Annotated in this window: 7 protein-coding genes; 2 read left to right on the forward strand and 5 right to left on the reverse strand. The window is 73.2% G+C overall.

The window, feature by feature from the left end:
* Positions 1 to 48: 48 nt before the first annotated feature.
* The 3 genes from ACQPXB_RS38825 to ACQPXB_RS38835 all read right to left on the reverse strand — a co-directional run bounded on the left by ACQPXB_RS38825 (position 49) and on the right by ACQPXB_RS38835 (position 3780).
* Positions 49 to 891 (reverse strand): transposase family protein, encoded by an 843-nt coding sequence (locus ACQPXB_RS38825; protein ID WP_432846667.1) that lies wholly within the window; start codon positions 889 to 891, stop codon positions 49 to 51.
* Positions 892 to 1024: 133 nt separating this feature from the next.
* Positions 1025 to 1168 (reverse strand): LuxR C-terminal-related transcriptional regulator, encoded by a 144-nt coding sequence (locus tag ACQPXB_RS38830; protein ID WP_366584100.1) that lies wholly within the window; start codon positions 1166 to 1168, stop codon positions 1025 to 1027.
* Between the two features lie 14 nt (positions 1169 to 1182).
* The gene (locus tag ACQPXB_RS38835) at positions 1183 to 3780 is read right to left on the reverse strand and encodes a LuxR C-terminal-related transcriptional regulator (RefSeq protein ID WP_432846669.1); all 2598 of its coding nucleotides are present in this window, start codon (positions 3778 to 3780) and stop codon (positions 1183 to 1185) included.
* A 211-nt stretch (positions 3781 to 3991) separates the two neighbouring features.
* On the opposite strand from ACQPXB_RS38835, the gene ACQPXB_RS38840 reads away from it, so the two are divergent.
* Positions 3992 to 4774, forward strand: coding sequence for a thioesterase II family protein (locus tag ACQPXB_RS38840; protein WP_432846671.1), 783 nt, complete (start codon positions 3992 to 3994; stop codon positions 4772 to 4774).
* A 119-nt stretch (positions 4775 to 4893) separates the two neighbouring features.
* Positions 4894 to 5160 carry a hypothetical protein gene (locus tag ACQPXB_RS38845; protein WP_366584097.1) on the forward strand — a complete coding sequence of 89 codons (267 nt, stop codon included), beginning with the start codon at positions 4894 to 4896 and terminating at the stop codon, positions 5158 to 5160.
* Between the two features lie 160 nt (positions 5161 to 5320).
* Here the strand turns inward: ACQPXB_RS38845 and ACQPXB_RS38850 are convergent, their stop codons facing one another.
* Together ACQPXB_RS38850 and ACQPXB_RS38855 are read right to left on the reverse strand one after the other, a co-directional pair.
* Positions 5321 to 10618 (reverse strand): type I polyketide synthase, encoded by a 5298-nt coding sequence (locus ACQPXB_RS38850; protein WP_432846673.1) that lies wholly within the window; start codon positions 10616 to 10618, stop codon positions 5321 to 5323.
* Entirely contained in the window at positions 10615 to 26466 is a 15852-nt protein-coding gene (locus ACQPXB_RS38855) for an SDR family NAD(P)-dependent oxidoreductase (RefSeq protein WP_432846675.1), read from the reverse strand. The genes ACQPXB_RS38850 and ACQPXB_RS38855 overlap by 4 nt, the downstream gene beginning before the upstream one ends.
* Positions 26467 to 26565 lie beyond the last annotated feature (99 nt).

Below are 26565 nucleotides of genomic sequence, written 5' to 3' on the forward strand. Positions count from 1 at the left end.
TGTGGCGTTCGGTGCGCTCGACGCACCCAACGCCACATTGAGGTTTTCTCAGTAGCGGCCGTGGTGTTCGTGGTGGGTGAGGACGAGTGCTGCTTGGACGATGGTGCCGATGCGTTTGGGGCAGAGGGTGATCCGTCGCAGTGCTGACCAGCGGGTTTTCAGCATTGCGGCGGCTCGCTCGCCGAGGCAGCGCAGTTGGCTGTGCAGCAGGTTGTAGCTGTGGTGGTCGGTTGCCAGGGGCGGTTGGCCTGCGGCTTTCTTGAACGGTGTCAGGATGCCGATGCCGGCTGAGTGATAGGCCCGGTCAGCCAGAGTTCTCAGGCCCGCGGCTGCGGCGGCGGTCAGCGCTCCGACGATGCCGAGATCGCGGGCGGCGGAGAGGTCGTTGCGGGAGCCGGGCAGCACCGGGGACACCCAGAGCGGGAATCCCTCAGCGTTGGCCAGGAACTGGATGTTCCCGCCGAAGCTGCGGTGTTTGCCGGAGTACCACAGATGCACCGTCGTTCCGCGGTTGGTGCCTTTGGTTTTGATGGTGGTCGCGGCGATGCGGGTGGTGGGGATCAGGGTGCCGTCGAGGATGACGTGGGTGTCACCGGCGGCTCGGCGTTGCTGCAGGGCTTGGTGCAGGTCGGGGGCGAGGGCGGCGAGAGCGGTGATGGCTTCGTGCAGGTAGCGGTAGGCGGTGGCGAGGCTGACCTGGTGGTCGGTAGCGAGTCGATGGACCGGGGTGGCATCGCGGAACCAGCGCAGCACCAGCAGTGCCTGCCGGTAGGGGGTCAACGCACGTGCGCCGCGGCGGGTGCCTCGCCGGTGTCGCTCGGCGCGCAGCACTGTGCCGACATAGAGGGCCAGCTCGCGTGCCACGTCGAGCGTGGCACCATGGGTGATCACGTGGGGCCTCTGGAATTTTAGGATTCGATCTTCGCAAATCCAGTCCTACCAGCGGCCCCACGCCTCACCTCACGGCAACACGCACCCCCACCTCGCCCTACTGAGAAAACCTCATTGGGGTGCGCCCGCGTGGTCAGGGGCCGAGCTTGAGGTACACGGCCGTGAGGTGGTCGGCCACCGTGTTCGGGGCGACGCCCAGCAGCTCCGCGATCGCGGGGACGCTCGTGCCGTGCGCGGCGAGGTCGGCCACGCGCAGCTCGATCTCGGTCAGTACCACCGGATCTCTCTCCCTCACTGCCCGCTGTCGGCGCCGGCGAGCTCGCCGGCCAGAGCGGCGCGCCCGGCCACGCCCAGTTTGCGGTAGACCCGGGTCAGGTGCTGTTCGACCGTGCTCACGGTGATGTAGAGCGTCTCCGCGATCTGGCGGTTGGTGCGCCCGTGGGCCGCCAGCTCGGCCACGCGCAGCTCGGCCTCGCTGAGCGTCGTCTGCGCGGGCGTCACCTCCGTGCGCGGGGCGACGGGTCGGGGCGGCACGGGTCTCGCCGTGACCGCCCGCGTCGCCTGGCGCGGCACGTGCACCGGCTTGACCAGGCCCGCGGAGCGTTCCGCGCGCTGGCCGAGCTGGTTGAGCGCCCGTGTGGTGCGCGCCAGCTCCAGCCGATCGCCCGAGGCTTTGAACGCTTCGGCGGCCCGGTTGAGCAGCCCCGCCCGCCCGGCGGAATCGCCGGCGAAAGCCAGCACCCGCAAGGCCGAACCACGCGAGTACGCATCGGTCGGCGCCGCGCTCGCGAGCTGCTGCTTGGCCAGCTCGACGGCGAGCGTCGGGTTCCCCAGCTTCAGGTTGGCCTCGGCGAGATCGGTGCGCCACGGCACGACCGTCGGCAGGTCCAGCTCCTGCTCCCGCAGGACCCGTTGGCACTGCTGGAAATCGCTGACCGCCGCCAGACCGCGGTTGGTGGCCAGGTGGAACTGGCCCCGGGCCCGCAGGTAGCGCACGCCGCCGAGTGTGGTGAACACGGCTTCCGGCAACGGCTGCCGCAGCACCGCAGCAGCGGCCTTGAACGCGCCGGCCGCGGTGTGCGCCGAGAGCAGCGTGGCGAGCGGGTAGCTGATCGCGACACCCCAGTTGGGCGCGTCGAGCAGGGCCAGCGCGCGGTTCGCCCGGTCCGTCGCCGCCGCGACGTCACCCCGGCGCAGCACCAGGCTCGCGCCCAACGCGTCGAGCATCGCCTTCCACGTCACCGCGCCGCGGTATTCGGCCTCTTCGCTCAGCGACGTGCACCAGCCTTCGGCACGGTCGGCCTTGTCGGCGTACGCGAGCGCGACGATCGCGGTGCCCAGCGCTTCGAGCGAAGTGTCCGAAATCCGGCAGTTCTGCAGGATCCGTTCCGCGCACGCCGACGTCGCCTCGGTCGCGCCCGTGTGCCACACGGAAGCGAGCGTGTTCGCGGTGTGCAGCCACGGGTCGTCGCCGCTCGGGGCCGCCGGGGCGACGCCGTAGTGCCAGTGCCCGGCCAGCGTCAGCTCGGCGGCCGTGCGCGGGTCGAGCGGTTCGAGGTCGGCGTCCAGCGCCGCGAAAGCCTGCTCGAACGTATCCCGCTCACCGAACCACAGCGACTGCCGTGCGAGCGCGATCCGGTCGGACTGGTCGAGCGAGTCTCCCGCCGCACGCAGCGAAGCCAGGTGCGGCGCCGCGGCGGCCGGGTTGACGCGCCAGGTGATCTTCGCCAGCAGCTGGGAAATCGCCTGCCGCTCCCACGCGGCGGTGGTCACGGACGCCGCGAGCTTGAGGCAGCGGGTGGCGAACTCGACGTCGTCGCCGAGCATCACCTGCTCCGCCGCTTCCACCAGCACGGGCAGCGCCCACTCGGGTTTCGCCTCGTCGGCGGCCACGAGGTGGCGGGCGACGTCGGCGGCCGGCAGGCCCCGCGCGTGCTTCACCTCGGCGGCGCGGACGTGCAGCCGCACCTTCTCCGAACCGCGCAGCCCGCCCACGACGGCGGCCGCGGCCGGCTGCTGCCGGAACCGCACGCCGGCGACCAGGCCCGACTCGGCCAGCAGCCCGGCCGACGTCTCGGCGTCGAGCGGGTCCACCCCGGCGACGGCGGCCACGGCCTCGGTGGTGACGTCGGTGTCCAGCACCGCGATCGCCGTCGCGACCTCCCGCATCGGCGAGCCGTAGCGGTGCAGCAGCCGTTGCACGGCCTCCGAGTAGGCCGAACCGGAGTCGGTGCTGCTGCGGAACGCGTCCACGAGCGCGTTGACCAGCAGCGGGTTGCCGGCGCTGAGCTCGTGGATCTGCTCGGGCAGCCCGTCCGGCCCGTCCTCCGCCACCAGTTCCGCGATCGCCGCGATCGACAGCGGCGTCAGCTGCACGTGCCGGTGCGGCTGCGACGCGAACTCGAGACCGCCGCCGGCGTACCAGGTGTCCGGCTGCGTCAGCACCAGCAGCAGTGCGGCCGAACGGGTGCGCCGCTGCAACCTCAGCAGCAGCCGCGCCGACGTCTCGTCCACGTGGTGGAGGTCGTCCACGGCCACCAGCACCGGTCGTTCGCGGGCCACGCCGTGCAGCGCGCCGCACAGCTCGGTGATCTTGTCCTGGTGCTGTGCCACGGCTTTCGGCAGCGCGGGACCGGCCAGCAGCTGGTCGATCACGCCGCCGTCCACCTCGCGCTCGTCGGCCGCGCCGGTCGCGGTGAGCGTGAGGATGCCCAGCTCCTTCGCCCGTGCCACCACCTGGTTCAGCACCTGTGTCTTGCCGCTGGCCGGACCGCCGCCCACCAGCACGGTCTCCCCCGCACCGGCGTCGCATTCGATCAGCAGGCCTTCCAGAAACCCCACTGCCTCCTGCGGATCGGTTCGGCGGTTCTGCCCCCAGTTCACGCCCATCGCAAGCTCCTCGACCCACTGGTCATCTTCCTGCGACTCCGAGACTCGCAGTGACCCCCTAAGGGCAACCAACCCCGACCTAAAGTCACCCGAAGGGGTGATCACGTCACGTTCTGTTGCTGCGGATTTCCTTGCGCCCCAGGCACTTCCCGGGTCGGTAGGGGTTGCCCGCCCGAGCACCGGCCCGAACACTTCCTGAACTGTGACTGCCGTGAACGAAAAAACCAGTCGTTGGGTCCGGCGCTTCCACCCGGTCGAGGACGCTCGCGTGCGGCTGGTGTGCCTGCCGCACGCCGGCGGCTCCGCGACCGCCTACTTTCCGTTCTCCCGCGCGGCCCTCGCGGCCGGGCTGCCCGCCGACGTCGTCGCCGTGCAGTACCCGGGCCGCCAGGACCGCCGTGGCGAACGCTGTTTCGACGACCTCGCCGCCATGGCCGACGCCCTCGCCGACGACCTCGGCCCGTGGTTCGACCGCCCGGTGGCGCTGTTCGGCCACAGCATGGGCGCGACGCTGGGCTACGAGGTCGCCCGCCGGCTCGAGGCCCGCGGCGCGGAGCTGATCGGCCTGTTCGCCTCCGCCTGCCGTGCCCCTTCGGCCCAGCGCATCGAATACATCCACCAGCGCGACGACGACGGTCTCATCGCCGCGTTGAAGGAGCTCAGCGGCACCGACACCGCCGTGCTGGGCGACGACGAACTGCTGCGCATGGTGCTGCCCGCCGTCCGCGGCGACTACACGGCCGTGGAGACCTACCGCCACGACGCCGGTGCCGAGCTGCGGTGCCCCATCCAGGTCCTCGTCGGCGACACCGACCCGGTGACCGACCTCGACGAGGCCGGCGCCTGGCGCGCCCACACCACCGCGACGTGTGACGTCGCCGTGTTCGGCGGCGGGCACTTCTACCTGAACAGCCAGCTGGACGGCGTCGTGGGCACGGTCGCCACGACCCTGGCTCGGTGGCAGCGCGCAACCCCGGATCAGGCGCCGCGGTAGGGGTGGGTAAACCCCACCTGGCGTTCAGGTGCCGACCCCATGGTCCGGCGGGCCCGGTTCCGCGAAACTAAGTACATCAAGGAAACACCCCGGAACCACTTCCCTCGGAGGTAGTCATGATGGCCATCCAGACCGCTCCCGGTGTCACCCAGCGGATGCTCCCCAACGGCCACCTCGAGCTCACCTGCCGCGCCACCCGCCGCCAGATCGAGTGCGAGCCCGTCGCCGCGGCGATGTGGATCGCGCTGAAGCAGCAGAACGGTGACGTCGACCGCGCCGCGGCCGTCCTGTCCGGTCTGTGGGGCACCGACGAGGAGGACACGCGCTACGACATCATCGCGCTGGCCGGCTCGCTGTGCTCCCTGGGTCTGCTCACCGAGGCCTGAGAACCCACCCGACGCGTACAGAACGCCCTGGGGCACCACGGTCCCAGGTTCGCGATCCGCGCCTTCCCCCCGAGCGTCGAGCGCCGCCCGCTCCGCTCCCCCGGACACGACGACGGGCCGCCCACAGTTTCCACTGTGGACGGCCCGCTTCTCGTTGTCGCTAGTGTGCGCCGAGCTCCTCGTCCAGCATCGCGAACAGCTCGTCCGCGCTGGCGTCTTCGACCTCGTCGTCCCCGGAGAACTCGCCCACGACGGACTTCAGCCGGTCCACGACCTTGCCCCGCACGTCGGCGTCCGCGCTCCGCAACGCCGCCACCAGCTCCTCCACGCGCACCTCGACGTCGGACGGGCCGTCCGCCACGGACTCCGCGAGGAACTCGGCCAGCACCTCCACCGAGGGGTAGTCGAAGATCAGCGTGGCCGGCAGCCGCAGCCCGGTCACCACGTCGAGGCGGTTGCGCAGCTCGATCGCCGTCAGCGAATCGAAGCCCAGCTCGATGAAACCCTTGCGCGGGTCCACCGCACCGGCGTTCTCGTGACCCAGCACCACCGCGGCCGTGCCACACACCAGGTCCACGACGGCCCGCGGGCGTTCTCCCGCGGGCAGCGAGGAAATCCGGCCCCACGAGTCGTCGACCACCTCGGCCCGGCGTCGCGTCGACCGCTTGACCAGCCCCCGCAGCATCGCCGGCACGCTGTGCGCGTCGGCCCGCAGCCCGGACAGGTCCAGCCGCACCGGCACCAGCGCCGGTTCCGTGGTCCCGAAAACGGCGTCGAACAGCTCCAGACCGTCCGCAAAGGACAGCCCGAAGACGCCGGAGCGGGCCATGCGGATGAGGTCGGTGTCGCCGAGCTCGCCGGACATGCCGCCCTCGGACCACAGCCCCCAGGCCAGCGAAACGCCCGGTAGCCCGGCTGCGACGCGGTGCTGCGCCAGCGCGTCGAGGAACACGTTCGCCGCGGAGTAGTTCGCCTGACCGGCCGCGCCCAGCGTGCCGCCGGCCGACGAGTACAGCACGAAGGCCGCCAGGTCCATCGACGCCGTCAGCTCGGACAGGTGCCACGCGGCGTCGACCTTGGGCCGCAGCACCGCGTCCATCCGCTCCGGGGTCAGCGACAGCAGCACGCCGTCGTCGACCACCCCGGCCGTGTGGATCACCGCGGACAGGGAAACTCCGTCCAGCAACGAAACCACGGCGTCACGCGAAGCCAGATCGCACGCGACCAGCGAAACGGAAGCTCCCAGCTCTTCCAGTGACGCGACGAACTCGGGCGCGCCCGGCGCGTCGAGGCCGCGCCGGCTGGTCAGGAGCAGGTCCCGCACGCCGTACGACGTCACCAGGTGCCGCGCGATCAGCATGCCCAGCACGCCCGTCGCGCCGGTGACCAGCACGGTTCCGCCGAGCTGCACCGGCTTTTCATCCGGCACGAACTTGGCCAGCCGGTGCACGAGCACCTGGCCGGCACGCACGGCGACGCCGGGCTCGTCCGCGTACATCGCCCCGAGCACCTCGGCGACCGGCACCGGGCCGTCGTCGAGGTCCACGACCAGGAAGCGGTCCGGGTACTCCAGTTGCGCCGTCCGCACGACACCCCAGAGGGCCGCGTGCGTCAGGTCGGCCACCGCCTCGTCCGGCCGGGTGCCGATCGCACGCCGCGCCACTACAACCAGCCGTGACGCAGCCAGCACGTCCTCGCCGACCCACGCCTGGGCGAGGGCCAGCAGGCGGTGCACGGCTTCGCGCGCTCCGGCCGGCGTGGCGACCTCGGGCGCGGCGAACGGCACGAACACCACGTCCGGCACGGCGTCACCACCGTGGATCCCGGCGACCAGTGCTTCGAAGTCCGCGAAGGTCTTCCCACCGAGACCGAAGACGTCCTCGCCGAGCACCGCCGACGTCACGGCCGCGGCCGGCTCACCGGACCACGCCGGCCATTCCACGCGGAACAGCGAGTCGTCCACCGCCGAACGCTCGGCCGGCGCGAACGCGTCGTCCGCGATCGGCCGCAGCGCCAGCGATTCCACGCTCAGGACCGGCGACCCGCTCGGGTCGGTGGCCGTGAGCGACACCGTGTTCTCGACGTCCGACGAGATCAGTACCCGCAGGCTCGACGCGCCGCCGGCGTGCAGCGACACCCCGGACCACGCGAACGGCAGCACCGGCTTGTCCTCCGTCGGCCCGGCGAGGCCGATCGTGTGCAGCGCGGCGTCGAGCAACGCGGGGTGCAGGCCGAACGCTTCGGCGTTCGCGTGCTCGGGTACCGAGACCTCGGCCGCCAGCCGGTCACCCACCCGCCAGACGCGGCGCAGCCCGGCGAACACCGGGCCGTAGTCGAAGCCCTGGGCCGCGAGGTCGTCGTAGCGGCCGGTCACGTCGATCTCGGCCGCGCCCGCGGGCGGCCACTCGGCGGCTTCCGGTCGCGCGTCCACAGTGGACGAAAGGCGGCCGCTACCGTGCTGAACCCACTCGTCAGCGCCTTCGGCCTGCGAGTAGATGCCCAGCGTTCGGGTGCCGTCCTCGTCCTGGGAGCCGACCGTGACCTGCAGCCGCACCCCACCCTGCGCGGGCAGGATCAGCGGCGCGGCCAACGTCAGCTCGTCGAGCCGCGCGCAGCCGACCTCGTCGCCGGCCCGCACGGCCAGCTCCACGAACGCCGTGCCCGGGAACAACGCCGCCCCCTGCACCACGTGGTCGGCCAGCCACGGCTGTGCGCTCAGCGAGAGCTTGCCCGTGAGCACCACACCACCCGAGTCGGCCGCGACCACGACTGCACCCAGCAACGGGTGCCCGGCCTCGCGCTGGCCGACCTCGGCCACACCCCGCGCCCGGGCGCCGGTCGGGTTGTCGAGCCAATAGCGCTTGCGCTGGAACGCATACGTCGGCAACTCCACCCGGTGCGCGCCGGCGTAGAACGCCTCGAAGTCGACAGGCACCCCGGCCGTGAACAGCGTCGCGACCGCCGTGGCCGCGCTCTCGGCCTCCGGCCGGTCCTTGCGCAGCACCGGCACGAACGTCGCCCGTTCGTCGCCGGCCAGGCAGCTCTGCCCCATCGCGGTGAGCACCGCACTCGGTCCGACCTCGACGAACGTGGTCACTCCGTCGGCCAGCACCGTGCGCATCGCGTCGGCGAACCGCACGGCCTCGCGCACCTGCCGGACCCAGTAGTCCGGAGTGGACAGATCGCCGCCGGCCGTGGTCACGATGGGAATCGCCGGCGCCGAGTAGTTCACCTGCGCCGCCACCGTGGCGAACTCCGCCAGCATCGGCTCCATCAGCGGCGAGTGGAACGCGTGCGACACGCGCAACCGCGACGTCCGCGCGAACTTCTCCGCGACCGCCAGCACCGCGTCCTCGACCCCGGACAACACGACCGAATCGGGCCCGTTCACCGCGGCGATCCCGACGCCGTCGATGAGCCGGACCTCGTCCTCCCGCGCCTGCACCGCGACCATCGCGCCACCGCGTGGGAGCGCCTGCATCAGCCGCGCCCGCGCGGCCACCAGCCGGCACGCGTCGGCCAGTGAGAACACACCCGCGCAGTGCGCGGCCGCCAGCTCACCGATCGAATGCCCGACCAGCCGATCCGCCTGCACGCCCCACGTCTCCAGCAGCCGGAACACCGCGACCTCGACGGCGAACAGCGCCGGCTGCGTGTAGCCGGTCTCGTCGAGCTTGTCCGCATCCGCCAGCAGTTCGCGCAGCGGCGTGTCCAGGTGCGGATCCAGCTCGGCGGCGACCTCGTCCAACGCGGCGGCGAAGACGGGATAGGCCGCAGCCAGCTCCAGGCTCATCCCCGCCCGCTGCGCGCCCTGGCCGGTGAACAGGAACGCCGTTTTCCCCGGCGCCGCAACACCTTCGACAATTCCGGCCGGCGCGCGCCCGGCGGCATACTCCGTCAACGCCCGCACGGCACCGGCGCGATCGGCCGCCACGACCCCGGCCCGGTACTCGGCCAACGTTCGCGTGGTCACCAACGAGAGCCCGACGTCCGCCGCCGACCCCGAAACCTCGGCCAGCCGGCCCGCCTGCGCCCGCAGCGCCTGGGGCCCAGTGGCCGAGAACAGCCACGTCACGGGCCCGCCCTCGGCCGAAGGCTCGGGAGCCGGGTCACCCTGCTCCACGATCACGTGCGCGTTCGTCCCGCTGATCCCGAACGAAGACACCGCGGCCCGCCGCGCGCGCCCGGTCTCCGGCCACGCCCGCTCGTCGGCGAGCAGCGCGACCGTGCCGCCGGACCAGTCGACGTGCGGCGACGGCTCCTCGGCGTGCAGCGTGCGCGGCAGGACACCGCGTCGCAGCGACTCCACCACCTTGATCACACCGCCGACGCCGGCCGCGGCCTGCGTGTGGCCGACGTTCGACTTGAACGAGCCGACGTACAGCGGCCGTTCGGGCGTCGTCACCTTGCCGTAGGTCGCGATCAGTGCCTGTGCCTCGATCGGGTCACCCAGCTTCGTGCCCGTGCCGTGCGCCTCGACGAAGTCCACATCGGACAGTTCGATCCCGCCGTCGGCCAGCGCCGCGCGAATCACGCGCTGCTGCGCCGGGCCGTTGGGCACCGTGATGCCGCTCGATGCGCCGTCGGAGTTCACCGCGCTGCCGCGCAGCACGGCGAGCACGTGGTGACCGTTTCGGCGAGCGTCCGAAAGCCGCTCCAGCAGCAGCATCCCGGCGCCTTCCGAGCAGCCGACGCCGTCGGCGCCGCTGCCGAACGCCTTGCAGCGCCCGTCGGAGGACAGCCCGTGCTGCTCGCTGAAGTACACGAACATGTCCGGCGTCACCATCACCGTCACGCCGCCGGCCAGCGCCAGGGAACACTCGCCGCGCCGCAGCGCCTGCGCCGCGAGGTGCATGGCGACGAGCGAAGAGGAGCACGCCGTGTCCACCGACACCGACGGACCTTCGAGCCCGAGCGTGTACGAGACGCGCCCGGAGATGAGGCTGCCGTCGCTGCTGCCCGCGCCGTAGTCGTGGTACATCACGCCGGTGAACACGCCGGTGCTGGAGCCGCGCAGCGTCGCCGGCACGATCCCGGCGCGCTCCACCGCTTCCCACGCCGTTTCCAGCAGCACGCGCTGCTGCGGGTCGAGCGTGAGCGCCTCCCGTGGCGAGATCCCGAAGAACTCCGGCTCGAAGTCGGCGGCTTCGGGCAGGAAACCGCCTTCGTTCGAGTACGTCGTGCCGGGCCGGGAACCACTGGGGTCGTGGATCGACGCCGTGTCCCAGCCGCGGTCGGCCGGGAACTCGCCGATCGCGTCGACGCCGCCCGCGACCAGCTGCCACAGCTCGTCCGGAGTCGTGACGCCGCCGGGGTAGCGGCAGCCCATGCCGATGATCGCGATCGGCTCGTGCAGCCGGGCGGAGAGCTTCTTGTTGTCCGTCTTGAGCCGTTCGTTGTCCGTCATGGACTGTCGCAGCGCGGCGACGATCTGCTCGGTCGACGGGGACTGGGTCACCGGGACTCACCTCGTTCGTCGGTCTGGTCGCCACCCATCGCGGAGCGGACCAGGTCGGCCAGGTCCATCGCCGCGACTGCGGACGCGGCTTCGTCGTTCTCTTCGAGCGCACTGTCCTCTTCGGACTCCGGCAGCAGTTCCGCCAGGAGGTGGCGGGCCAGCGGGAGCGGGCTCGGATAGTCGAAGATCAGCGTCGCCGGCAGCCGCAGCCCCGTCGCCGCCCCGAGCCGGTTGCGCAGTTCCAGCGCCGCCAGCGAGTCGATGCCGAGGTCTGTGAAGCCCTTCTCGACCCCGACGGCCGAAGCGTCGTCGTAACCCAGCACCGCCGCCGCGTGCTCGCACACCAGCTGCAGCGCCGCCGCTTCCCGCTCGCTCGCCGGCAGCGCGGCGACCCGATCGGCGAAACCGGCCTCGGGTGCGGCGGTCACCGCGGCCGTCGCCGCTCGCCGGGACGGAGCCGTCAGGAGGCCACGCAGGAGCGGGGCCACGCGGTCGGCTTCCTTCAGGTCGGCCAGCTCCACCGGCACGAGTGCCGGCCGCCGCGCCGCGAGCGCGGCGTCGAACAACGCCAGCCCGTCTTCCGCGGTCAGCTCCGCGACGCCGTACCGGGCGATGTGCGCCAGGTCGACCTCGCCGTCGGTGCCTTCCCACGGACCCCAGGCCAGGGCGGTCGCCGGCAGGCCCTGTGCGGCCCGGTGCTCGGCCAGCGCGTCGAGGAACACGTTGCCCGCCGCGTAGTTGGCCTGCCCCGCGGCCAGCAACAGGCCGCCTGCCGACGAGTAGAGGACGAACGCCGCCAGGTCCCGCGACGCCGTGAGCTCGTGCAGGTGCCAGGCCGCGTCGACCTTCGGCCGCAGCACGGTCTCGACCTGCTCCGGAGTGAGGGCGCCCAGCACCGCGCTGTCCATCTGCCCCGCCGCGTGGACCACGGCGGTGAGCTTCGGCAGCGTCTCCAGCAGTCCCGCCAGGTCGGCGCGGTCGGTGACGTCGCACTCCGCCACGGTGACCTTCGCGCCTTGCCCGGCGAGTTCCTCGACCAGCTCCCGCGCACCCGGAGCGTCGAGGCCCCGCCGGCTCGTGAGGACGAGGTCGCGGGCGCCGCGGGCGACCAGGTGCCGGGCCAGCAGCCCGCCGAGCAGACCGGCGCCCCCGGTGATCAGCACCGTGCCGTCGGGGTTCCACTCGACCGGCTCGCCGATCTCGGTCACCCGCACCAGCCGCGGCACCCGCACCTCACCGGCACGGACGACCGCCTCGGGCTCACCCGAAGCCGCCACCGCGGGCAGCGCCTGCGCGGACTCCGCCTTGCCGTCCACGTCGACCAGCTGAATCCGGCCCGGGTTCTCGGCCTGCGCGGCCCGCACCAGACCCCAGACCGGCGCCTGCGCCAGGTCCGGCGTGTCCGCCTCGACCGCACCGCGGGTGACGACCAGGAGCTTGCCGTCGTCGAACCGGCCGAGCCAGTTCTGCAGCAGCGCCAACGTCTTCTGAACGGTCGCGTAGACGCGGGCCGGCACGTCGCCGTCCTCGGTCGCGACCGGCAGCACCAGCACGTCGGCCGCCACCGGCTCGGCGTGGACGGGCAGGCCCAACCCGAGATCGTCGGCACCCAGCACGGCCCAGCCGTCGATCGACGGCGCCAGCCGCACACCCGACGCGGGCGACCAGTCGATGCGGTAGAGCGAGTCCGGCACCTTCGCGCCGAGCTGGCTCTCCGACACCGGCCGCGTGACCAGCGACTCGATCCACGCGACCGGCGCACCGGCCGCGTCGGCGAGCGCCAGCTCGGCCCCGTTCTCCGTCTTGCGCACCCGCACCCGCAGCGCCGTGGCACCCGCCGCGAACAGTGAGACCGCGTTCCAGGCGAACGGGATCGTCGTCTCGGTCAGCGCCTTCGGGCCGCCCGGCACGAGGAAGTCCGTCGCGCCCAGCGCGGAGTCGAGCAGGCCCGGGTGGAGGCCGAACTCGCCGGCCGCTGTGCCCTCGGGCAGCGCCACCTCGGCGAACACCTCATCCTCGTGCAGCCAGACCGCGCGGAGGTTCCGGAACGTCGGGCCGTAGCCGAAGCCGAGGCCCGCGAGGTCGTCGTAGAGCCCGGTCAGGTCCACGGCCTCGGCGCCCGCCGGCGGCCAGGCCGCCAGGTCGAACTCCGCGGCCGGCGTTCCCGTGGTGAGCGTGCCCGCCGCGTGCTGCGTCCAAGCACCTCGTTCGGCGGCCCGCGAGTGCACCGAGAACTCCCGGCGGCCACTGGCGTCCGGAGCCCCGACGACCACGCGCAGGTCCACGCCGTCCTCGGGCAGCAGCAGCGGTGCCTGCTGGGTCAGCTCCTCGAGCAGGCCCGCCCCGACCTGGTCGCCGGCGTGCGCGGCCAGCTCGACGTACGCGGTGCCGGGCAGCATCGTGCGGCCCATCACCACGTGGTCGGCCAGCCACGGCTGCGTCGCCGTGGACAGCCGGCCCGTGAGCACCGCGCCGCCGTCGGGCAGCTCCACCAGCGCACCCAGCAGCGGGTGCGCGGCGGACTTGGCGCCCAGCGAACCGACGTCGCCGGTGCCCTTGGTCGCGTCGAGCCAGTAGGACTTGTTCTGGAACGCGTACGTCGGCAGGTCCACAGTGGACGCACCGCGGCCGGCGAACAGCGCCCGCCAATCGAGGGCCGTGCCCCGCGAGTACAGCGTGCCGAGCGCGGTGAACAGCGTGGTCACCTCGTCGCGGCCGCGCCGCATCGCCGGCACCTGCACCACGCGGTCCGGCCGTTCGGCGGCCGCGGTGTCGCTCTCGCGGGCCATGCCCGTGAGGACCGCGTCCGGGCCCAGCTCCACGAACCGCGTGACGCCGGCGCCCAGCAACGTCGTGACCCCGTCGGCGAACCGCACGGCCTCGCGAACGTGCCCCACCCAGTAGGCGGGCGAGCACAGCTCGGCGGCCGTGGCGATCCGCCCGGTCACGTTGGACACCACCGGAATCGCCGGGGCGGAATAGCTGAGGCTTTCGGCAACCGCGCCGAACTCCGCCAGCATCGGCTCCATCAGCGCCGAGTGGAACGCGTGCGACACGACCAGCTGCTTCGTGCGGCGCCCGGCGTCGGAGAACGTGGCCATGGCCGTCCGGACCGAAGCGTCCGGCCCGGAGATCACGACCGAGCGCGGCCCGTTGACCGCGGCGACGTCGACGTCGGACGGCAGCGCGGCCCGCACCTCGTCCTCCGTGGCCGCGATCGCGGCCATGGCGCCCCCGCTCGGCAGCGCCTGCATCAACCGGCCGCGAGCGGCGACCAGCGTGCAGGCATCGGCCAGCGACAGCACCCCGGCCACGTGGGCCGCGGCGAGCTCACCGATCGAGTGCCCGGCCACGTAGTCGGGCGCGGCGCCCCACGACTCCACCAGGCGGTAGAGCGCGACCTCGATCGCGAACAGCGCGCACTGCGTGTAGGCGGTCTGGTTGAGCAGCTTCCCGTCGTCGGAGCCCTTCTCGGCCCAGATGACCCGCTTGAGCGGCACGTCCGTCTCGGAGAGACCGCGAATATCGCCGTCGAACAGGCCGCAGATCTCGTCGAACGCGCCGGCGAACACCGGGAAGGCCTCGTACAGCCCGCGGCCCATGCCCGGCTGCTGCGCGCCCTGGCCGGTGAAGAGGAACGCGGTCAGGTCGGCCGCACTGATCGTGCCGGTCACGGTGCTCGCCGGGGTTCCGCCGGTGGCGAGCCCGTCGAGCGCCTTCAACGCGGCCTCGCGGTCTGCGGCCAGCACCACCGCGCGGTGGTCGAGCGCCGCGCGACCGGTGGCGAGCGAGTACCCGACGTCGGTCAGGTCAAGCTCCGGGTTGGCCCGCAGGTGCTCGGCAAGCCGGGCGGCCTGGTCGGCCAGCGCCTGGCCCACCGATCCCGCGAGCGGCAGCGGCACCACCGGCAGTGCCGGAGCACTGGCGCGCGGCGCCTCCACAGTGGACGGCGGCGCCTCCTCGATGATGATGTGCGCGTTGGTCCCGCTGATGCCGAAGGACGAGACCCCGGCACGGCGCGGCCGCCCGTTCGGCAGCCACGGCCGTGCCTCGGTCAGCAGCTCGATGTCGCCCGTCGTCCAGTCGACGACCGGCGACGGCGCGTCGACGTGCAGCGTCCGCGGGAGCAGGTTGTGCCGCAGCGCCTGCACCACCTTCATCACGCCGGCCGCACCACCGGACGCCTGCGCGTGACCGATGTTCGACTTCACGGAGCCCAGGTACAGCGGGTGTCCCTCGGGCCGGTCCTGGCCGTAGGTCGCGAGCAGGGCCTGCGCCTCGATGGGGTCACCGAGTTTCGTGCCCGAACCGTGCGCCTCGACCGCGTCCACTTCGGACGGACGCAGTCCACCGGCGGCCAGCGCCGCGTGGATCACGCGTTCCTGCGAGGGGCCGTTCGGGGCGGTGAGCCCGTTGGACGCGCCGTCCTGGTTCACCGCGCTGGAGCGCACGACGGCGAGCACCTCGTGGCCGTTGCGCTGCGCGTCGGACAGCCGCTCCAGCAGGAGCAGGCCCGCGCCCTCGGCCCAGCCGACGCCGTCGGACGCGGCGGAGAAGGACTTCGAGCGGCCGTTGGGCGAAAGCACCCCCTGGCGGCTGGAGTCGACGAACAGGTCCGACTGCGAAAGCACCGTCACACCGCCGGCCAGCGCCAGCCGGCACTCGCCGGCCCGCAGTGCCTGCACCGCGAGGTGCAGCGTGACCAGCGAAGACGAGCACGCCGTGTCCACCGTCATGCACGGACCTTCGAGCCCCAGCAGGTAGGAGATGCGACCGGAGACGACCGCGCCGGAGCTGCCGTTGGGGATGTAGGCGGCGACGTCGGCGGGCGCGCCCGGGGCCCGGCTGCCGTAGTCGTCGTACATGGCGCCGGTGAAGACGCCGGTCAGGCTGCCGCGCAGCGCGGTCGGGTCGATGCCGGCGCGTTCGATGGCCTCCCACGCCGTCTCCAGCAGCAGCCGCTGTTGCGGGTCCATCGCCATGGCCTCGCGCGGGCCGATGCCGAAGAACGCCGGGTCGAACTCGGCGGCGTCGTGCAGGAACCCGCCCTGGTTGGCGTAGGTCTTGCCACGCTTGCCGCGTTCGGGGTCGTAGATGCCCTCGGTGTCCCAGCCGCGGTTGGTCGGGAAGCCGCTGACCGCGTCGACCTCGTCGACGAGCAGCCGCCACAGGTCCTCGGGCGACCGCACGCCGCCGGGGTAGCGGCAGGCCATGCCGACGATCGCGATCGGTTCCTGCATCGAAACACCGGCGGCGTTGGTGCGCGTGGTCGACTTCTTGGTGACCGCGCCGAGCAGCTTGCCCTTCACGAAGTCAGCGACGGCCTTGGCGGTCGGGTGGTCGAAGATGAGCGTCGCCGGGAGCGAGAGCCCGGTGGCGGTGCCGAGCAGGTTGCGCAGCTCCACCGCCGCCAGGGAGTCGAACCCGAGCTCCTTGAACGCCCGGGTGCCGTCCACTTCGGACTTGTCCGCGTAGCCGAGCACGGTGGCCACCTGCGTGCGGACGAGATCCAGCAGCACACGGTCGCGCTCGCTCTCGACCAGGGCGGCAAGCTCGTTCGCCAACGCGTTGTCCGCGCTCGCCGCCTTGGTTTTGGCGACACGGCGGGCCTTCGGCGGCACGAAGCCGCGCAGCAGAGCCGGCAGCTCGTCCGTGCGCGCCTTCAGCGCGGGCACGTCGACCCGCAGCGGCGCGACCACAGCGTCTTCCGTGGCCACCGCGGCGTCGAACAACGCGAGTCCCTGCTCCGCGGTGACCGCGGGCAGGCCCAGCCGAGCCATCCGGGCGAGGTCGGCCTCGGCGAGGTCGCCGCCGAGGCCGGTGTTCTCGGCCCACAGCCCCCACGCCAGCGCCGTCGCCGGCAGGCCCGCCGCGTGGCGGTGCTGTGCGAGGCCGTCGAGGAACGCGTTGGCCGCGGCGTAGTTCGCCTGGCCGGCGGGCAGCACCTGGCCGCCGGCGGAGGAGAACAGCACGAACGCGGACAGCTCACGCGAAGCGGTCAGCTCGTGCAAGTGCCAAGCGGCGTCGACCTTGGGCTTGAGCACGGAGTGCAGTTGGTCCGTGGTCAGCGAGTCGAAGACCCCGCTGTCGGCCGTGCCGGCCGCGTGGACCACGGCGGACAGCCGCGGCAACGCGTCGAGCAGCTCCGCGACGGCCGCGCGGTCGGCGACGTCGCACGCCGCGACGGTGACCGTGGCGCCGAGGTCCGTGAGGTCGTCGGCCAGCTGCGCGGCACCCGGGGCATCGAGGCCGCGGCGGCTCGTCAGCACGAGGTCGCGCACGCCGTGCTCGGCCACGAGGTATCGCGCCAGCAGGCTGCCGAGCCCACCGGTACCGCCGGTGACGAGCACCGTTCCTTCGCCGAACGGCGAGACCCCGGTGGTCTCGGTGCGGGCGTACCGCGGCACGAGCACCGAACCCGCGCGGACCGCGGACTCCGGCTCCCCCGACGCGACCGCGGACGCGATGTCGCCGGGCGTGGTGGCGGTGTCGGCGTCCACGAGGAACACCCGGCCCGGGTGCTCGGCCTGCGCGGCGCGCGCCAGACCCCAGAGGGCGCCTTCGGTGACGTCCACTCCCGCGCCGCCGGCCGCCGTCGCGGAGTGCGTGACGACCGCGAGTTTCGTGCCCGCGAACCGCGGCTCCGCCAGCCAGGCCTGGATTTCCGCCAGCAGCCAGGCCGCGTGCTCGCGGGAGACCTCCGGCACCGCACCTTCGCGTTCCGGGACCGAGAGCGTGACCAGCTCCGGCACCGGCTCACCTCGATCGACGGCCCCGATCAGGTCCGCGAACCCGGCGTAGGTGGCGGCCACCCCGACCCGGCCGCGGCCGACGGCCACGACGGCGGTGTCGGCCGCCGGTGCGGTGCCGGGCTGCCAGGCGATCTTCAGCAGCGAACCGTCCACAGTGTCCGGTGCGGCCGAGAGCTCCTTCTGCACCGGCCGCGAGACCAGCGACTCGATCGTCGCGACCGGCCGGCCCTCGCTGTCGGCCACCTCGATGGCCGAGAGCTCGTCGCCGTCCAGCCGCACGATGCGCACCCGCAGCACCGCGGCGCCGACCGCGTGCAGCGTCACGCCGTTCCACACGAACGGAAGCAGCGTCGCGCCGCTCGGGTCGCCGAGGAGGTCGGCGTGCATGGCGGTGTCGAGCAGTGCGGGGTGCAGGCCGTAGGCGCCGGCCGTGGCCGCGGCCGGTTCCGGCAGCGCGACCTCGGCGAACACCTCGTTGCCCCGGCGCCACGCGGCCTTGAGGCCCTGGAACGCCGGACCGTAGCCGTAACCGCGGTCGGCGAGCAGCTCGTAGGCGCCCTCCACCGGGATCACGCTCGCCCCCGGCGGCGGCCATTCGGTGAGCCCGGCGGGCTCGGACCGGGCGACGGCCGAGAGCGTGCCGAGCGCGTGCTGCGTCCACTCGCCCTCGGTGTCGGCTGGGCGGGAGAACACGGTGACCGGACGACGGTCGTCGGCGGCCGGGCCGACCACGACCTGCAGCGCGACCGCACCGTCGGGCGGCAGGACGAGCGGTGCCTGCAGCGTCAGCTCTTCCACGACCGGCAGCCCGACCTGGTCGCCGGCCGCGACGGCCAGCTCCAGCAGACCGGTGCCGGGCACGAGGATCGCGCCCTTCACCACGTGGTCGGCCAGCCACGGCACCGACGCGGCCGACAGCCGGCCGGTGAGCACCGTGGTGTCCGAACCGGACAGCGGCACCACCGCACCCAGCATCGGGTGCGCCAGCGGCTGCTGGCCGACGGCCGTGACGTCGCCGGACGGCGTGGCGTCGAGCCAGTAACGCTTGTGCTGGAAGGCGTACGTCGGCAGGTCGAGGCGCACCGGACCGTCGCCGAGCAGCAGGCCGAGCTTGGCCGCACCCCGCGCGTGGAGGCGGCCGACGGCGGCCAGCGCCGTGCGGACCTCGTCCTGGTCGCGCCGGCCGAACGGGACGAACACTGTGTTGCCGTCACTGTCTTCGGCACTCTGCGGCCCGAGCACCGACAGCACGCTGTCGGGCCCGAGCTCCAGGAACGTCCGGACGCCGCTCTCTGCCAGCGTCTTGACCGCCGCGCCGAAGCGCACGGTCTCGCGGACGTGCGTGACCCAGTACCCCGGCGAGCGCAGCTCCTCGTCGGTGGCCACGAGGCCGGTGACGGTGGAGACCATCGGGATCCGCGGCCCCGCGTACGTGAGCCCGGCGGCGACCGCGGCGAACTCGTCGAGCATCGGGTCCATCAGCGGCGAGTGGAACGCGTGGCTCACGCGCAGCCGGCGCGTCTGGATGTCGCCGGCCAGGCGCTCGATCTCCGCGACCACGTCGGCGGCACCCGAGACCACCACGGCGGCGGGCCCGTTGACGGCGGCGATGCTCACGTCGTCGTGCCCGGCCAGCAGCTCGCGCACGGTCGCCTCCGGCGCCGCGAACGCGACCATCGCGCCCGGCCGCTCCGAAAGGGCCCCCATCAGGCGGCCGCGGGCGGCGACCAGCTTGGCGGCGTCGTCGAGCGAGAGCACCCCGGCGACGTGCGCGGCGGCCAGCTCACCGATGGAGTGGCCGGCGAGCGCGTCGGGGACGATCCCCCACGACTCGGCGAGCCGGAAGAGGGCGACCTCGACCGCGAAGAGCCCGGTCTGCGTGTACTGCGTCTGATCCAGCAGCCCACGGTCGGCGAGCGCAGTGGTGCCGAAGACGACGTCGCGCAGCGGCACGTCGGTGTGCCGGTCGACGGCCGCGCACACCGCGTCGAAGGCCTCGGCGAACACCGGGTAGGCTTCGGACAGCTCTCGGCCCATGCCCACGCGCTGCGCGCCCTGGCCCGAGAACAGGAAGGCGAGCTTCCCGTCGGTGACCTGGTCGGACGCGGCCTCACCGGTGGCGACGGCGTCGAGCCCGTCGGCCAGCTCGGCCACCGTCCCGGCGACGACCACCGAGCGATGCTCCAGCGAAGCCCGCGTCGCGGCCACCGAACGCGAGATCTCCGCAACCCCGACGGTCTCGTGCTCGGCCAGCCACGTCCGCAGCCGCGCCGCCTGCCCGCGCACCGCGGCGGCGGACCGGCCGGACAGCGCGACCGGCACCACGGCCTGCGTCTCCGCCGGCTGCGCGCGCTCGATCTCGGGAGCCTGCTCCAGGATCACGTGGGCGTTGGTGCCGCTGATGCCGAACGACGACACGGCCGCACGCCGCGGGTGGCCGTCTGCCGCCCAGTCCTGCTGCTGCGTGAGCAGCCGCACCGAACCCGCCGCCCAGTCGACCACTGTGGACGGACGGTCGACGTGCAGCGTGCGCGGCAGCTGCTCGTGCTGCATCGCCAGGACCATCTTGATGATGCCCGCGACACCGGCGGCGGCCTGCGTGTGGCCGATGTTGGACTTGATCGAACCCAGCCACAGCGGCTGTTCGCGCTCCTGGCCGTAGGTGGCCAGCAACGCCTGAGCCTCGATCGGGTCACCCAGCGTGGTGCCGGTGCCGTGGCCTTCGACGGCGTCCACTTCGGACGGCGTGAGCCCGGCGTCGGCCAGCGCGCGAGTGATCACCCGCTGCTGCGAGGGACCGTTGGGGGCGGTGAGGCCGTTGGACGCGCCGTCGTGGTTCACCGCGGAGCCGCGCAGCAGCGCGAGGACCGGGTGACCGTTGCGGCGGGCGTCGGACAGGCGCTCGACGAGCAGCATGCCCGCGCCCTCGCCCCAGCCCGTGCCGTCGGCCGCGTCGGCGAACGAGCGGCAGCGGCCGTCTGCGGAAAGGCCGCGCTGGCGGGAGAAGTCGACGAAGGTGTCCGGAGTGGACATCACCGTGACCCCGCCGGCGAGGGCGAGCGTGCACTCGCCGCGGCGCAGCGCCTGCGCCGCCCAGTGCAGGGCGACCAGCGACGACGAGCAGGCCGTGTCGACCGTGACCGTCGGGCCTTCCAGGCCCAGCGCGTAGGACACGCGGCCGGAGACGACGCTGGCGAGGCTGCCGTTGCCGAGGTAGCCGGCGATGTCGTCGGACACCGTGCCGAGCCGCGTGCCCCAGTCGTGGTACATCACACCGGCGAAGACACCGGTCGCGCTGCCGCGCAAGGAAACCGGGTCGATGCCGGCGCGTTCGAACGCCTCCCAGGACACCTCCAGCAGCAACCGCTGCTGCGGGTCCATGGCGGCGGCCTCACGCGGGCTGATCTCGAAGAAGTCGGCGTCGAACTCGGCGGCGTCGTGCAGGAAGGCGCCGTGCTTGACGTAGGAGTGGCCGGGCTTGCCGGGCTCCGGGTCGTACAGCGCGTCGACGTTCCAGCCGCGGTCGGCCGGGAACGGCGTCAGCGCCTCCTCGCCGTCGGCGACCAGCCGCCACAGGTCCTCCGGCGTGGTCACACCACCCGGGTAGCGGCAGGCGATGCCGACGATCGCGATCGGCTCCTCCGGGTCGGCGGTCGTGACCGGCGCGATCGGCCGCGTCGGTGCGAGCCCAGCCAGCCGGCTCACGAGGTACTCGGCCAGCGCGCGCGGCGTCGGGTAGTCGAAGACGAGCGTGGCGGGCAGGCGCATGCCGGTGACGGAGTCGAGGATGTTGCGCAGCTCGACCGCGGCCAGCGAGTCGAACCCGATCTCGCCGAACGGGCGGGCCGGGTTGATCGCGTCGGCGCTGTCGTGGCCGAGTACGGCCGCGACGTGCGTGCGCACCAGGTCGAGCACCGCGCGGTCGCGGTCGGCCTCACCGAGGTGGGCGAAGCGGCCGGCGAACTGCTGCTCCGGCGTCAGCTCACCGGAGACGACCGCGGCGGCGGCCCGGCGACGACCGGCGGGGGCGAGTCCCCGCAGGACGGCCGGGACGTCCTCGCCCCGGGCCCGCAGCGCGGACCGGTCGATGCGCGTCGGCACCACGGCCGGCGCGCCCGAGGCCAGCGCCGCGTCGAGCGCGGCCAGGCTTTCGGCGACCGTCAGCGGCGCGAGGCCGAGCCGCGCGATGCGGCTTCGGTCCACTTCGGACAGCGTGGTCCCCATGCCGAGGTCGCCGTCCCACAGACCCCACGCGAGCGACGTGGCCATCTTGCCTTCGGTGCAGCGGTGCTCGGCCAGCGCGTCGAGGAAGGTGTTGCCGGCCGCGTAGTTCGCCTGGCCCGCGCCGTCGGCGAGGCCCGCCGAGGACGAGAACAGGACGAACGCGGAGACGTCACCGACCAGCTCGTGCAGGTGCCAGGCCGCGTCGACCTTCGGCGCCAGCACGGCGTCGAGCCGCTCTTCGGTCAGGGAGCCGATCATGGCGTTGTCCAGCACACCGGCGGTGTGCACGACGGCGGACAGCGGCTGCTCGGCCTTCTTCAGCGCGGCGGACAGCGAACGCTTCTTGCTCACGTCGGCGGCGGCCACGGTCACGCTCGCGCCCAGCTCGCGCAGGTCCGCGACCAGCTCGGCCGCGCCCGGGGCGTCGGCACCGCGGCGGCTGACCAGCAGGAGGCTGCGCACGCCGTGGTTCGTCACGAGGTGGCGCGCGACCTGCGCGCCCAGGCCACCCGTGCCGCCGGTGATGAGCACGGTGCCCTCGGCGGACCACGCCGGCCGCTCGGCGTCGCCGGTGAGCCGCACCAGGCGGGCCGCGTGCACCGCGTTGCCTTCGATGCGCAGCTCCGGCTCCCCCGAGCCGAGCGCGGTGGCGAGCGTCGCCGCCGTGACCGCGCCTTCGATCAGCACCACGCGGCCCGGGTGCTCGGCCTGAGCCGAACGCACGAGGCCCCGCACCGCGGAGTCGGCCAGCTCACCGCGAGTCAGCACGACCAGCCGCGAATACTCGTAACGCTCGTTCTCCAGCCACTGCCGCAGCACGGCCAGCACGCGGTGCGCGGCCTGCTTCGCGGCGGTGGCGACGTTCTTGCCCCGCACCGAAACGGGCAGCAGCACGGCCTGCGGAACGTCCACCAGCGACACCAGCGCGTCGGCGACCGGCACGTCGAGGCCGGCGACCGAGCCGAGCGCGGCGAGCGTCGGCAGTTCGGCGCCGGACGTGACCGGCGTCCACTCCACGGTGTAGAGCAGGTCCCGCGCCTGCGTGCCGAGATCGGCACCGCGCACGGCCCGCGAGCGGAACGACTCGACCGACAGCACCGGCGCGCCGGCCGGGTCGGTGATCTCCAGCGTGACCCCGCCGGTGGCGGGCGACGTGATCCGCACGCGCACCTCCGTGGCGCCCGACGCGTGCAGCCGCACGCCGGTCCACGCGAACGGCAGCCGGATCTCGTCGGCCTCCCGCGCTTCGCCCGGGGCGAAGTCGGTGGCGTGCAGCACGGCGTCGAGCAGCGCCGGGTGAATGCCGAACGCGGCGTCCTTCTCGGCGGGCAGTGCGACCTCGGCGTACACGACGTCGTCGCGCCGCCACGCCGTGCGCAGGCCTTGGAACAACGGGCCGTAGCCGTAACCCTGCTCGGCCAGCTCGCCGTACAGCTCGGCGGTGGCGACGACCTCGGCCCCGGCGGGCGGCCACTCGGTCAGGCTCGCCGGCTCCACGACGGGACCGGTCGCGAGGACACCCACGGCGTGGCGGGTCCAGGCGGCGTCGGCGTCGTGGTCAGGACGCGAGTGGAACTCGATGGTGCGGCGGCCGTCCTCCTCCGGACCGACCACGGCCTGCAGCGCGACCCCGCCGGTCTCCGGCAGCGCGAGCGGCGCCTGCAGCGTCAGCTCGTCGAGCACGCCGCAGCCGGCCTGCTCGCCGGCGTGCAGCGCCATCTCGACGAACGCCGTGCCGGGCAGCACCGCGGAGCCGGCGATGGTGTGGTCGGCCAGCCACGGGTGCGTCCTCAGCCCGACGCGGCCGGTGAACACGAGCCCGTCGCCCGCGAGGCCGATCTCCGCGGCCAGCAGCGGGTGGCTCGACGCGAGCTGGCCGAGATCGGCGGCGTCGCCGTGCGAAACGGGAGCGGTGAGCCAGAAGTGCTTGCGCTGGAAGGCGTACGTCGGCAGATCCACGCGGCGGGCCGGGCCGAAGAACGCGGTCCAGTCGACCGGCACGCCGCGCGTGTGCAGTTTGCCCAGCGCACCGGCGAGGGTGGTGACCTCGGCGTGGTCACGGCGCTGCGCGGCGGTGAAGGCGATGGTGTCGGCGTGCGGTCCGGTGGCGGCCATCGCCGACAGGACGGCGTCGGGGCCGACCTCGATCGCGGTCGTCACGCCGGCCTCGGCCAGCGTCGCCACGCCGTCGGCGAAGCGCACCGCGCGGCGGACGTGCCACAGCCAGTAGCCCGGCGAGCACAGCTCCTCGGGCTTCGCGAGGCGGCCGGTCACGTTGGACACCACCGGAATCGCCGGCGGCGCGTAGTCCACGACCTCGAGGATCTCGCGGAACTCCGCCAGCATCGGCTCCATCAGCGGCGAGTGGAACGCGTGCGACACGCGCAGCTCACTCGTCTTGCGGCCCTGCAGCCGGAACACGGTGGCGACGTCCTCGACCGCGTCGCGCTCACCCGAGACCACGACGGACGACGGTCCGTTGACGGCCGCGATGCTCACGCGGTCGTTGAGCAGCGGCTGCACCTCGTCTTCGGTCGCGGCCAGCGCGACCATCGCGCCTCCCTCCGGCAGCGCCTGCATCAGGCGACCCCGGGCGGCGACGACCAGGCACGCGTCGGCCAGCGACCAGACGCCGGCGATGTGCGCGGCGGCGAGCTCACCGATCGAGTGGCCGAGCAGCACGTCGGGCTTGACGCCCCACGACTCCAGCAGCCGCGCGAGCGCGACCTCGACTGCGAACAGGGCGCACTGCGCGTACTGCGTGTGGTTGAGTTCGTCGGCGTTGTCCCCGAAGAGTACGTCGCGCAGCGGCTGGTCCATCTGCACGTCGAGGTTGTCGAGGGCCTCGTCGAAGACCTCGGCGAACACCGGGTAGGCGAGGTAGAGCTCCCGGCCCATGGCCAGGCGCTGCGAACCCTGGCCGGTGAACAACATCGCGAGCTTGCCCGGCGTGCGCTCGCCGGTGACCACGGCGGCGTCCTGCTCCCCCGCGGACAGCGCGGCGAGCCCGCGGACGGCGTCGGCGGTGTTCTCGGCGACCACCACGGCGCGGTGGTCGTGCGCGGCACGCGTGGTGGCGAGGGAAAACCCGAGGTCCGCAAGGTTCTCGGTCTCCACAGTGGACACCAGCTTGGCGGCCTGCGCACGCAAGGCGTCCTCGTCCCGAGCGGACACCACCAGAGGCACCACCGGCAGCTTCTCGGCCGGCGTTTCCTCAGCTTCGACGGCCGGGGCCTGCTCGATGATCACGTGGGCGTTGGTGCCGCTGACCCCGAACGACGACACCCCCGCGCGCCGCGGCCGCTCGACCGGCGGCCACTCGCGCGCCTCGGTCAGCAGCTCGACGGCGCCGGCCGTCCAGTCGACGTGCGGGGTCGGCGCGTCGACGTGCAGGGTCTTCGGCAGCACGCCACGGCGCATGGCTTCGACCATCTTGATCACGCCGGCCACGCCGGCGGCGGCCTGCGTGTGGCCGATGTTGGACTTGATCGAGCCCAGCAGCAGCGGCGTCTCGCGCTCCCGCCCGTAGGTGGCGAGCAGCGCCTGCGCCTCGATCGGGTCCCCGAGCCGCGTGCCGGTGCCGTGCGCCTCGACGGCGTCCACTTCGGACGGATCAAGTCCGGCATCCGCCAGCGCTCGCGTGATCACGCGCTGCTGCGAAGGACCGTTGGGCGCGGTGAGGCCGTTGGAGGCGCCGTCGGAGTTGATGGCCGAACCGCGGACCACGGCGAGCACGGTGTGCCCGTTCGCCACAGCGTCGGACAGCCGCTCCAGCACGAGCACACCCACGCCCTCGGCGAACCCCGTGCCGTCGGCCGCCGCGGCGAACGCCTTGCACCGACCGTCCTCGGCGAGGCCACGCTGACGGCTGAACGCGGTGAACGTGCCGGGTGCGCCCATCACGGCGACACCGCCAGCGAGCGCGAGGTGCGTCTCGCCGCGCCGCAGCGCCTGCACGGCGAGGTGCAGGGCCACCAGGGAACCCGAGCACGCGGTGTCGACCGTCAGCGTCGGGCCTTCGAGACCCAGCGAGTAGGCGACGCGCCCGGAGACGACGCTCGGCGCGTTGCCGGTGAGGAGGTAGCCGTCGAGGCCGTCGGGAGCTTCGTGCAGACGCGGACCGTACTCCTGGGCCTCGGCGCCGATGAACACGCCGGCGGGCGTGCCGCGCAGCGTGGTCGGGTCGATCTTCGCCCGCTCCAGCGCTTCCCACGCCGTCTCCAGCACGAGCCGCTGCTGCGGGTCCATCGCCGACGCCTCACGCGGCGCGATGCCGAAGAAGCCGGCGTCGAACTCACCGGCGTCGGGCAGGAAGCCGCCGGACGCGACGTAGCTGCTGCCGGGCCGGTCTGGGTCCGGGTCGTAGAGCTTGCCGAGGTCCCAGCCGCGGTCGGTCGGGAAGCCGCTGATCGTGTGCACTTCGTCTGCGACCAGCTGCCACAGCTGCTCGGGCGAAGCCGCGCCACCCGGGTACCGGCAGCCGATGCCGACGATGGCCACCGGCTCGTCGTCGTTGCCGCTGCGCGGGATCAGTCCACTGTCGACGGTCTCCTCCCCGAACACCTGCGCGTGCAGGAACCGCGCGACGGCGGCCGGGGTCGGGTGGTCGAACGCGAGCGTCACGGGCAGGTCGAGCCCGGTGGCGTCGGTGAGCTGCGCGTGCAGCTCCACCGCCGCCAGCGAGTCGAACCCGTGGTCGGAGAACGCCTTCTCCGGGTCGAGGACGGCCGGCACCTCCGGGAGCACGGCCCGGAGCGCGGCCCTGGTGGCGCTGTGCACCACGTCCGCGACGAACGCCGCCCGATCGTCCGGCGGCAAGTGCGTCAGCCGCTGGCCGAAACCGGATTCCGGATTCTTGTCTAACTCACGCATAACGCACTCCACCGCTGTAGCAAGGCAGCATTCATGGTCGTCGGAGGGATCGTAAGTCGGCTCAGTGCCGGCCCGGATCCCCAGAAAAAGCCGCTAGGG

It is taken from the genome of Amycolatopsis sp. CA-161197, from assembly GCF_050942255.1.
Lineage (GTDB): Bacteria > Actinomycetota > Actinomycetes > Mycobacteriales > Pseudonocardiaceae > Amycolatopsis.